General features: G+C 71.0%; 11 protein-coding genes, 2 pseudogenes and 1 riboswitch. Of the genes and pseudogenes, 7 read left to right on the top strand and 6 right to left on the bottom strand.

The window, feature by feature from the left end; translation table 11 throughout:
* Positions 1 to 597: 597 nt before the first annotated feature.
* The gene (locus tag AB0J10_RS03280) at positions 598 to 2,253 is read left to right on the top strand and encodes a ricin-type beta-trefoil lectin domain protein (RefSeq protein WP_363057257.1); all 1,656 of its coding nucleotides are present in this window, start codon (positions 598 to 600) and stop codon (positions 2,251 to 2,253) included.
* A gap of 119 nt (positions 2,254 to 2,372) precedes the next feature.
* Here AB0J10_RS03280 and AB0J10_RS03275 read toward each other — a convergent pair whose 3' ends face one another.
* Positions 2,373 to 2,657 (bottom strand): WhiB family transcriptional regulator, encoded by a 285-nt coding sequence (locus AB0J10_RS03275; RefSeq protein WP_363057255.1) that lies wholly within the window; start codon positions 2,655 to 2,657, stop codon positions 2,373 to 2,375.
* A gap of 153 nt (positions 2,658 to 2,810) precedes the next feature.
* A riboswitch (cyclic di-AMP (ydaO/yuaA leader) is annotated at positions 2,811 to 3,024 on the bottom strand.
* A gap of 451 nt (positions 3,025 to 3,475) precedes the next feature.
* Here AB0J10_RS03275 and AB0J10_RS03270 point away from each other — a divergent pair.
* From AB0J10_RS03270 to AB0J10_RS03260, 3 genes and pseudogenes are all read left to right on the top strand, one after another.
* Positions 3,476 to 3,691, top strand: a complete 216-nt coding sequence (locus AB0J10_RS03270) for a heavy-metal-associated domain-containing protein (protein WP_363057253.1) — start codon at positions 3,476 to 3,478, stop codon at positions 3,689 to 3,691.
* A 93-nt stretch (positions 3,692 to 3,784) separates the two neighbouring features.
* Positions 3,785 to 3,952, top strand: a complete 168-nt coding sequence (locus tag AB0J10_RS03265; RefSeq protein WP_363057251.1) for a hypothetical protein — start codon at positions 3,785 to 3,787, stop codon at positions 3,950 to 3,952.
* A gap of 245 nt (positions 3,953 to 4,197) precedes the next feature.
* A pseudogene (locus AB0J10_RS03260) lies at positions 4,198 to 4,421 on the top strand (hypothetical protein).
* Between the two features lie 333 nt (positions 4,422 to 4,754).
* On the opposite strand, the gene rpsR reads toward AB0J10_RS03260, so the two are convergent.
* The 4 genes from rpsR to rpmG are packed head-to-tail and all read right to left on the bottom strand — an operon-like array spanning position 4,755 to position 6,665.
* The gene (rpsR, locus tag AB0J10_RS03255; RefSeq protein WP_363057249.1) at positions 4,755 to 4,991 is read right to left on the bottom strand and encodes a 30S ribosomal protein S18; all 237 of its coding nucleotides are present in this window, start codon (positions 4,989 to 4,991) and stop codon (positions 4,755 to 4,757) included.
* Positions 4,992 to 5,043: 52 nt separating this feature from the next.
* Positions 5,044 to 6,201 (bottom strand): GTP-binding protein, encoded by a 1,158-nt coding sequence (locus AB0J10_RS03250; protein ID WP_363057247.1) that lies wholly within the window; start codon positions 6,199 to 6,201, stop codon positions 5,044 to 5,046.
* Positions 6,201 to 6,455, bottom strand: coding sequence for a type B 50S ribosomal protein L31 (locus AB0J10_RS03245; RefSeq protein ID WP_363057245.1), 255 nt, complete (start codon positions 6,453 to 6,455; stop codon positions 6,201 to 6,203). The genes AB0J10_RS03250 and AB0J10_RS03245 overlap by 1 nt, the downstream gene beginning before the upstream one ends.
* A gap of 45 nt (positions 6,456 to 6,500) precedes the next feature.
* Positions 6,501 to 6,665 (bottom strand): 50S ribosomal protein L33, encoded by a 165-nt coding sequence (gene rpmG / locus AB0J10_RS03240; RefSeq protein WP_129802794.1) that lies wholly within the window; start codon positions 6,663 to 6,665, stop codon positions 6,501 to 6,503.
* A gap of 69 nt (positions 6,666 to 6,734) precedes the next feature.
* On the opposite strand from rpmG, the gene rpmB reads away from it, so the two are divergent.
* From rpmB to AB0J10_RS03225, 3 genes and pseudogenes are all read left to right on the top strand, one after another.
* Positions 6,735 to 6,971 carry a 50S ribosomal protein L28 gene (gene rpmB, locus AB0J10_RS03235; RefSeq protein ID WP_017947306.1) on the top strand — a complete coding sequence of 79 codons (237 nt, stop codon included), beginning with the start codon at positions 6,735 to 6,737 and terminating at the stop codon, positions 6,969 to 6,971.
* Complete coding sequence (rpsN, locus tag AB0J10_RS03230) at positions 6,971 to 7,276, top strand: 30S ribosomal protein S14 (protein WP_363057242.1); 306 nt, start codon at positions 6,971 to 6,973, stop codon at positions 7,274 to 7,276. The genes rpmB and rpsN overlap by 1 nt, the downstream gene beginning before the upstream one ends.
* Positions 7,277 to 7,827: 551 nt before the next feature.
* Positions 7,828 to 7,971, top strand: a pseudogene (locus AB0J10_RS03225) (IS701 family transposase); the annotation flags it as partial.
* 180 nt (positions 7,972 to 8,151) lie between these two features.
* On the opposite strand, the gene AB0J10_RS03220 reads toward AB0J10_RS03225, so the two are convergent.
* Positions 8,152 to 9,333, bottom strand: a complete 1,182-nt coding sequence (locus tag AB0J10_RS03220; RefSeq protein WP_363057240.1) for a GTP-binding protein — start codon at positions 9,331 to 9,333, stop codon at positions 8,152 to 8,154.
* Positions 9,334 to 9,335 lie beyond the last annotated feature (2 nt).

The raw sequence follows: 9,335 nt of genomic DNA, 5'->3' as shown, positions 1-9,335 counted from the left end.
ACCCCACGCCCCCCCAATACCCCCCCCTCCTTTTATTCCCACCGCTCCCCACGGCCAGACACCTCCCGCTTCGGGCCGCGGCCCCCCCCCCCCCGGCCGGCGCGTTGCCCCCTGCTCCGGGGCGCATTGCCCCGTGGTGGCGGAGCGCGGAACGTGGAGTCCGTTTCCGGGCCGGCCGACAGCCGCGCCGCGACGAACGTGCTGCCGGGCTGCCGACGCAGGACCGGATCGACCGCCCGACGCGGCTGGGACGAAGCCCGTCCCGGCTCGTCTCCTCGTCACTGTCCGAGGACCGGTAACGGGCAGTTCGCAAGGGAGCCGGCGCCCACCCGCGACCGCGACGGAGTCCGAGGCAGCAGTCACCGCACCGGGAAGAGCCGGCCTGCATTCGGTCCCTTCCCGGGGCTGCGGGACAGGGCCGTCCGATTGACAGACCGGGTGAAGCTGAACAGTACGCATGGTGGCTCCGTATGAAGGTTGTGCCCTCTCCGCGGGATCACCATCGGGCCGGGTGCGGCTCCGGTCGCGCCAGGACGTTCTCGTGCCGTGGGCGCTTGCCCACCCGGCGTGGGCGATTCGAGGAAGCGAGGCCCTGCGATGACCCGTTCGGACACCGAAGACGAACTCATTCCCCGGGGAAGGGCGATCCTCCGTCTCCTCTCGGAGGCCGACCTCGTCGAGCGCCTGCGTTCCGGTACCGAGGCCGAAGGGCCTGCCGTCCGGGAGCTGCAGCGGCGGCACCTGCCCGTCGTCGTCGGCTACGCGCAGCTCCACACCGTCAGCGCCCCGGCCGGCAGACAGCTCGCCGACGAGGCGTTCTTCCGCGCGGTGGAGGAAGTCTGTGAAGGCGTCGATCCGTCAGGGACCTGGCGTCATCACGCGCTGACGCACGTCGGCGAAGCCGCGCTCCGCTGGGCCGCGGACGACCGACGGGAATGGCTGAGACCCGACTTCCTGGCCTGGGCGCGCACGGCGGACACCGGCGGCGGATCCACGTCCCCCAACGCCATGATCAGTGCCTTCTACCAGCTGCCGGAACGGCTGCGGTCCGCCCTGTGGTACGCGGTCGTCGACGAAGAGCCGTACTCCGAAGTCGCCACGCACCTCGGCACCACCTCGGGTGCCGTCCCCGATCTCGCAGCCAAGGCGCAGGTCGCCATGCGGGACGCCTATGTGCAGGAGCACTTGTCGCGGCGCGGCACAGCGGAGTGCCGTGGGTTCAGGCGCCTCGTCGAAGCCGCCGCGCGGGCGCGGGGCGGCGACCGGCACCCGGACTTGTCCGCGCATCTGGCCCTTTGCGTCGACTGCGGGGCCCTGCTGTCCGGACTCACCGGACTTTCCGGGAGTCCACGGTCACTGCTGGCCGAGGGACTGCTGATGTGGGGCGGCGTCGCCTACACCGAGCGTGTCCCGACGCGCGGCACGCCCGAGACGAAGCCGCTCGAGCAGGGCACTGCGCACGGATCCGACGGACGGACGACCCAGCCGGACGTTGATGCCGCACTCGGCGAGGTCCCGAACGGTCCCGGCCGTCGCGGGCCCGCTCATCGCTCCGGCTCGGGACACCGGACCGTCAAGGTCGCCGGCGGCGTGGCCGCGGTGGTCGCCGTGGCCGCGGTGGCCGCGGTGGCCGCCTCCGACGTCCTGCCCGAGAGCTGGAACGTCAGCGGTCTCGTTCGCCCCCAGCCGAGCCGTCCGGCCGACCCGTCCCCGTCCTCCACGCCCTCCCGTTCCGCCGGCGGAAGCCCATCGGGCGGTCCGACTCCGGATCCGGGCCGGAAGGCCCCCGGGCCGGTACCTGTCGGCGAGCCCTCCCAGATCGTCCATGCGGCCACCGGGCTGTGCCTGGACGTGGAGAACCAGCTGGTGGACAAACGTGTCAGTGCCGTCGCCGCGCCGTGCGGCTCCGGGGCGACCCAACGATGGACCTACGACACCGACGGGCACCTGCACAACGAGGCCGACTCCGACTACTGCCTCAAGGTCGGCGGAGACAGCGCGGTCGTCGGGATCCGGCCCTGCACGTCCGACGACCCGGAGAAGCGATCGCGGATGACGTTCGTCATCAGTGAGAACGGCGCGATCCAATCCAAGCCACAATCCGACCAGGTCATCGTCCCCGTCACCACGTCCTCCGACGAGGAACGGCCGTTGGTGCTCAAGGAGAGCTCCGGGGCGGGCGACGAACGCTGGGGGACCCGGCCGGTCGGGGGCACCGGGGCGTCACCACTCCCCGCGGCGAGCGCCTCCTGACGAAGGCGCCCCGCGCCGACGCCCGGTACGCCACTCCGCCGACCCGGCGCCGTCGGGGCCGTTCCCGGTGCCGGCGGCTTCGCCGGAAGCACCGGGAACCGGGCCCCGCTCTCTTCGGGTCAGGCCGAAGTGCCGGGGGCCGCATCGGCCCGAGTTCGGTGATCCCCGCGAGCGGACTCCAGCAGGTGTCGCCAGGAGGCCACCTCCGGCCGGCGCCGCAGCAGCGCACGGCGCTGGCGCTCGGTCATACCACCCCAGACGCCGTGCTCGATGCGCTCGTCGAGCGCGTAGGCGAGGCACTCCATGAGTACGGTGCAGCCGGCGCAGACGGTCTTGCTGAAATTCTGCGCGGCGCCCCGGACGAACAGCGCGTCGGGATCGACGTTCCGGCACGCCGCCCGCACACTCCAGTGGTTGTCGGGATCCCCGGGTACGAGATCCGGCCGAGGGTCAGGTGTCCGGCCTCTGGCGGACGCTGCCGATGCCTCGCCCGCCGCACGCGGCCGGGGCGATCGAGGTTCAGGCTTCCGGGAATTGACGGCAGGCTTGCCCATGATGTGCGTCCTCACCGATGCCTACGAGGTTAGCTGTCGGGTTCGGACGTGAGTTGCCCGGCCGGGCCGCGTGATCCGCGGCTCTTCGGCTTCACCCCGAGCCACACCGTCGAACGTCCCAGCGCTTCGGTGTCCTGGTCCGTGCTGCGCTGCCTACGGTCTTCGGTCTGGCGGAAGACTTCGGGTCCCCCGCTCCTGCCTGCGGCGCTTTCGCGTCTGCTGTTCCCGTCGGTCGGTGGCAGGACTCGGCGTTCCGGTCCGGCGGAGCTCGCTGTGGCGGGCTGCAATGAACTAAGCACATCCCCGGGGAGAGTTCAATCCCCTCCGGGGTCGCCCCGTGGGGGAGAGGTGTGCCTGGTCGGTACGGGATTCCGCTGGACGGAAGGGCAGGGCCGTGGGGCGGGGGATGTCGAGACCGGCCGGGAACTCGCTGGGCCGCCCCCGGATCAGTGTGCCGGAGCACAGGACCACCGGGCGGACCCGAGCGGTACGGTCACCCCGCCTGCGTACTCCGCCGGGGTGGCACACGCCACGGCAGGGAACCGGACCCGGTTCCGGAACGACTGTCAGGACGAGCGACAGACGGACGGCACCGGATTGAACACACACGCCGGGGCGTCCGTACTCCGAGGCGAACGCACGCCTTACCGACACTCAGGAGCTGCGCCATGGCACGGAAGCACTACCTCGTCACCGGCATGAGCTGCGGGCACTGCGCGGCGAGCATCACGGAGGAGGTCTCCCAGGTTCCCGGTGTGCACGAGGTGGACGTCGACGTCGCGGCGGGCTCGGTCGCCGTCGGCGGTACGGACCTGGACGACGCGCTGCTGCGTGCGGCGATCGTGGAAGCGGGGTACGAAGTGGCCGAAACGGCCACGGCCTGACGGGACTTCCCGTGATCGGGCGGCCATCGAGCGGAGCCGGACCCGGTGGCCGGCACGGCAGGGAGAGCGGCGCGGCCCCAGCGGAGCGCCGTCGTGCCGGGTCGCACCGGGCTGCGCCTGCCGCACCTGGCCTTCGACCGGCTCGGGTCGGCGCCGCGCCGCGCGTCCGACCCGACGACGAGGAGCGAGGGCGCGCCGGTCCCTGCCGGTCACGCGGTGATGGCTCCGGGTATGGCCGAGATGTTCCTCCCGGTGATCTGAAGCGGTCCCGGGGCTGTCCTGATCCCGGCCTCGTGGCACCGTGACGCCGGTCGGGGGCGTCCGGCTGATGTGATGCACACCATGGAGCGGCGGGGGAACCCGAACGCGCCCTGGACCGACTCCTGCAGCGTCATGGCCGGCTTCGGGTGGAGGGGGAATCACCCGGTTGGCTCGGGATGTGTCCCGGGATCAGTTCCGGGCGGCTACCACGGTGGGCGCCCCGAGAGCGCGAAAGGGTGGGACCCATGAGTGACGTCGACGGGCTGCACGGCCTCGAGCCGGTGGCGACCTTCTGCGGCAACTGCAATTGCGGATGCCCCGAGTTGTTCATCGACCCGGCCGCTCCGGCTGACCGCCGCGTCGTTCTCACGGACGACTTCGGCAGCGGGTGCAGATGAGCGCCGATCAGTTCTCCAACCTGATCGACGACGCCAAGTCCGGGAAGCTGGACGGAGTGGCGACGGCCTGAGCCTGCCGCCGCCCAGTACGCCTCCTCCCGCTCGGGTCGTGACACCGGGCTCTCGGCGGGTCCTCACCCCTGGGGCTGGTGGTAGGACCCCTTCGAAGTCCGCGGCGGACGCCTGATCGCGGGCCGATGTGAACCGAGCGGGAGGGGGCGTGGTCACGCCGGACCGTTCGCGACCGTCACACCGAGGTCCGGAGGCGCGCCGTACCCCTCGTGGCCCTGGGAAACGGCGGGGGAGTGCCGGGCGCATTGCGCAAGACCTGGGCGAACGTCTGCGGTCGAGAGGTGGGGCACGGTGGTGGCGCCCCACCTCCCGCCATCCGCGCCGCGGGAACCCTACCGGCTCGCGTACGGGAGCAACGCCATCTCGCGGGCGTTCTTGATCGCTGCGGCCAGTTGGCGCTGCTGCTGGGCCGTGACGCGGGTGACCCGGCGGCTGCGGATCTTGCCGCGGTCGGAGATGAACCTGCGCAGCAGATCGGTGTCCTTGTAGTCGATGTAGGTGATCCCAGCCGTGTCCAGGGGATTGGGGCGGGACTTGAGCGGCTTGCGGGGGTCTTGGCGGCGGGCCATGCGTATTCCTTCCGTGATGGGTTGCGGGCCGGGCTGTTGCGCGGCCGGGGGCCTATGCGACGTGGTCGAGGAGAGTGTCGAACGCGGCCGGAAGCTGCTCCCATGCCTCGGGCCCTGCGGCGTACTCGGCGTCGGTGAGCAGGCAGGACTCGAGGACTTGTACGAGCCCGTCGCGGTCGAGGCCGGGGGAGGTGAAGACCAGGTGCTGGCAGCGGTCGCCGTGCTCCGGGTGCCAGTCCAGTGCGGCAGCGGCTCGGCGCACGGGCGGGACCAGATCCCAGGCGGCGTCCGGCAGGGAAGCCAGCCACGGGCCGGCGTTCTCCACACACAGGGCTCCGCCGGCGGCGTCCCAGGCGAGCAGGGTGTCGGGGCGGTCGGCGAGCCAGAACCGCCCCCGACTGCGCGCGGCGGCGCAGCAGAGGTCTTCCAGTGCCTGGTAGAGGCGTTCGGGGTGGAAGGGGCGGCGGCAGTGCCAGACGAGGGTGGCGACTCCCGCTTCGTCCGCCTCCTGGGGCAGTAGGGCGCAGGCCGGGTGCTGAGCGGCGGCCGCCGCTTCCACGTCGAAGCCGGCGAAGGCCAGCCCGGCGACTTCACCGGAGCCGGCGGTCACCCTGCGGGCAGTCGGGTGGAGTTGGGCAAGGAGTGCGCGGTCCTCGTCGTCGGCCTCCTCGCTGTCGACGAGAGCGAGCACGGGCGCGTACTCCAGCTGACGGGCCCAGGTGTCGCCGACCGTGCGCTGGTCGGTGGTGGCGGCGGCGAGACCGACTTCGGCCAGGTCGTCGCCGTTGGCGAGGTAGGGGAGCACGAGGGCGGGGTCGACGGCCGTGAACACGTTGGTGACGCGGATCGCGTCCCCGCCGTGGGCGGCGACGACCTCGGTCATCGCCTTGGGTTCGACGGAGTCCCACAGTTCGACGACGGCGAGACGGGTGAGGCCGGCGTCGGCGAGCCGTTCCAGCTCGGGGACCAGGTCCTCGCGCAGCGCGCAGCACGCGCAGTCGTTGACCAGCGGGGTGTCGCCACGGGACAACTCGCCGGAGGCGTCGCGTACCTGGCGCAGGACGGTGCCGTGTTCGGCGGCCGTGGACAGGTCGTGGTGCAGTGCGACGCTGCCGGGGACGGTGTGGAGCAGCCGGTCCACGACCTCCCGGCGGGCCTCGGAGTGGAGCCCGCAGACGATGACGACGGGCAGTGCGCCTTCGTGCCGCATCAGAGGGCTCCGCGTCGGCCGTAGCGGCGCTCGAACCGCTCGACCCGCCCGGCGGTGTCCAGGACGCGGGCGGTCCCCGTGTAGAAGGGGTGGCTCACGTTGGAGATCTCGACGTCGACGACGGGGTAGGTGTTGCCGTCCTCCCAGTCGATGGTCTTGTCGCTGGTCATGGTGGAGCGGGTGAGGAACGCGTGGTTCGCCGCGCGGTCGCGGAAGACGACGGGACCGTACGCGGGGTGGATTCCGGGCTTCATGGGACGTCCTTCAGGTCGGGGTCAGCAGGGTGTGGCGGCGGGGGGTCAGCGTTCCTCGCGGAAGTCGACGTGGCGCCGGGCGATGGGGTCGTACTTGCGCAGGACCATGCGGTCGGGGTCGTTGCGGCGGTTCTTGCGGGTGACGTACGTGTAGCCGGTTCCGGCGGTGGAGCGGAGCTTGATGATCGGGCGTACCTCGTTGCGTGCCATGACGGGTACTATATGGGAATGGTTTCCATTACCAAAAACTAGTTGTCCGTCGAGAGGAAGCAGAGAACCTTGTCCGCCCACTGTCAGCTGACCGGCGCGAAGCCGGGCTTCGGCAACACCATCTCCCACTCGCACCGGCGCACCTCGCGCCGGTTCGACCCCAACATCCAGCGCAAGCGCTACTGGCTGCCGAGTGAGGGCCGGTACGTCCGGCTGACGCTCAGCGCCAAGGCGATCAAGACCATCGACAGCATCGGCATCGAGGCCGCTGTGGCCCGTATCCGCGCCCGGGGAGTGAAGGTCTGATGGCCAAGAAGAGCAAGATCGCCCAGAACGAGAAGCGCAAGGCGACCGTCGAGCGTTACGCGGCCCGCCGTGCGGAGCTGAAGGAGATCATCCGCCGCCCGTCCTCCACCGAGGCCGAACGACGGGCGGCCGTGGAGGAACTCCGGCGCCAGCCCCGCGACGCGAGCGCGACCCGGGTGCGCAACCGGGACAGCGTGGACGGGCGGCCGCGCGGCCACCTGCGCAAGTTCGGCCTGTCACGTGTCCGCATGCGTGAGCAGGCTCATGCCGGGTTCCTCCCTGGGGTCACCAAGTCGTCCTGGTGACCGTGCCGCGCTCGTAGTGGGCGGTACTCCTGGCCGTGACCCGGCGGGGTCACGGCCAGGGCTGCCCCGGGGGCGGTTCCGGCCCTCTGCGAGCGCCCGCCGTCCTCGGCTCTCGGCGCGCCGGTCGACGCTGAGGTGGGCTCGATGTGGCCGTGTCGCCGGTACGGACGGTGGCACCTCGCCCGGCGGCGGGCTCGCCGGAACCTGCACCGGCGCAAGGCGCGCTCGGCGGCGGGGGACGTGGGACTCGCGGCTTTCCGATCCCCACCGGCCGGGGCGTACGGCCCGGGTCCCGCGCACGGTCCACGCGCAGAGCCCGGGAGGTTCGCAGGCCAGGTCCGTGAGTCCTTTGCGATGTGCCGCAGCCGCCACGCCGGATGAGGAGTGATCAACCCATGGCATCACCGAGGATTGCGCGGGGGGTCGCAGCCAGAACCGCAGGTTCCGTTGTCCGGGGGACGGTGAAGATGGGCGAGGCCACCGGTGATCATCGGTGTGTGGAGACTGAAGACATGCGGTGGCCGCAGGCCACGGCGCAATCCCTGCCCGCCGGCAAGGATGTGAAGAAGGGCACGCGCACCGTCGGCGTCCGGCGCCATTGCACCGGCACCGCCGGGAGGATCGAGAACGCCCAGGGCGTCGTGTACCTCGTCTGCGCATGCCGCCGCGGACACGCGGCGGTGGACCGTGAGTTACCACCAACAGGCCGCGAACCAGACACAAAGATCACCATCTGCGGCTGTAGTACCAAGCGCCTACAGCCGTGCCGGATTCGGTGGATCGTGCTGCCACGCGCCTTCCGTCTCCGGTGGGATGCGGGCGATGTACCGGGTTGGGCAGTGCCGTGGCTGCGACCACTGCCCAACCCGGAGTTCTCAGCTCTGAGCCACGAGTTCGGGATGTGCGTGCTCGTGCTCGCAGGTGTCCCCGCCGATGCCGTAGGTGTCCCAGGCGGGGAACGGGTCGTCGGTCGGCGGCGCCTCCCCCTCCGCCAGGAGGCAGTCGGTGAGTGCGGTGTGCAGGGCGTCCGGGCGCAGTCCGGTGCCGATGAAGACGAGCTCCTGGCCTTCGGGCGTATCCCTGTCGTGGGTGCCGGACGGCTCGAAGCGGGCGACCGATCCGGCCTGCGACCACAGGCCGGTGACCAGCAGCCGGCTCGCGAGCCGGAAGAAGCCCTTGGAACGCAGCACCTGACCGTAGGCTCCGCTGTCGAGCCCTTCGGTGACGAACGTCCACAGGCGGCCGGGGTGGAACGGCCGGGCGGAACGGAAGACGGTGCTGGAGATGCCGTACTCATCGGTCTCCGGCACATGATCGCCGTTGAGCTCCATGACCCAGCCGGGCGCCTGTTGGGCACGTTCCAGGTCGAACAGCCCTGTGCCGAGCACATCCTGGAGGGCCACGCGTCCGTGGGTGGCGGTCACGATCCGGGCTACCGGGTTGAGACGGGTGAGCGTAGCGCGAAGCCGCGCGCCCTGCTCCTCGTCGACGAGGTCCAGCTTGTTGAGCACGATCACATCGGCGAACTCGATCTGGTCCATCAACAGGTCGCTGACGGTGCGTTCGTCGTCCTCGTACTGGTCGAGTCCGCGTTCGGCGAGCCCGTCCCCGCCTTCCAGTTCCGGCAGGAAGTTGGCGGCGTCGACGAGCGTGACCATGGTGTCCAGGCGGGCCAGGTCGCCGAGGGTGGCTCCGTCGTCGCGAGGGAACGCGAAAGTGGCTGCCACGGGCATCGGCTCGGAGATGCCGCTGGACTCGATGAGGAGGTAGTCGAATCGGTCCTCGCGGGCGAGCCGGTCCACCTCCTCCAGCAGGTCGTCGCGCAGGGTGCAGCAGATGCACCCGTTGGTCATCTCGACCAGGCGTTCCTCGGTCCGCGACAGGGCCGCCTCGCCGCCGCGTACGAGCGCGGCGTCGATGTTGATCTCGCTCATGTCGTTGACGATGACCGCGACGCGCAGGCCCTCGCGGTTGCTCAGAACGTGATTGAGCAATGTTGTCTTGCCCGCTCCGAGGAAACCGGACAGAACGGTCACGGGAAGTCGGTCGTGCTGCACCG

It is taken from the genome of Streptomyces sp. NPDC049887, from assembly GCF_040656535.1.
Classification (GTDB): Bacteria; Actinomycetota; Actinomycetes; order Streptomycetales; family Streptomycetaceae; genus Streptomyces.
The sequence above is the reverse complement of the archived record's forward strand: the minus strand, read 5'-3'. Positions and strand labels throughout refer to the sequence as shown.

What these genes read in the sequence shown, in the direction of transcription:
- AB0J10_RS03280 (WP_363057257.1), top strand. Translation starts at nt 598, where the DNA reads ATGACCCGTTCGGACACCGAAGACGAACTCATTCCCCGGGGAAGGGCG.
- AB0J10_RS03270 (WP_363057253.1), top strand. Translation starts at nt 3,476, where the DNA reads ATGGCACGGAAGCACTACCTCGTCACCGGCATGAGCTGCGGGCACTGC.
- rpsR (WP_363057249.1), bottom strand. Translation starts at nt 4,991, where the DNA reads ATGGCCCGCCGCCAAGACCCCCGCAAGCCGCTCAAGTCCCGCCCCAAT.
- AB0J10_RS03250 (WP_363057247.1), bottom strand. Translation starts at nt 6,201, where the DNA reads ATGCGGCACGAAGGCGCACTGCCCGTCGTCATCGTCTGCGGGCTCCAC.
- AB0J10_RS03245 (WP_363057245.1), bottom strand. Translation starts at nt 6,455, where the DNA reads ATGAAGCCCGGAATCCACCCCGCGTACGGTCCCGTCGTCTTCCGCGAC.
- rpmG (WP_129802794.1), bottom strand. Translation starts at nt 6,665, where the DNA reads ATGGCACGCAACGAGGTACGCCCGATCATCAAGCTCCGCTCCACCGCC.
- rpsN (WP_363057242.1), top strand. Translation starts at nt 6,971, where the DNA reads ATGGCCAAGAAGAGCAAGATCGCCCAGAACGAGAAGCGCAAGGCGACC.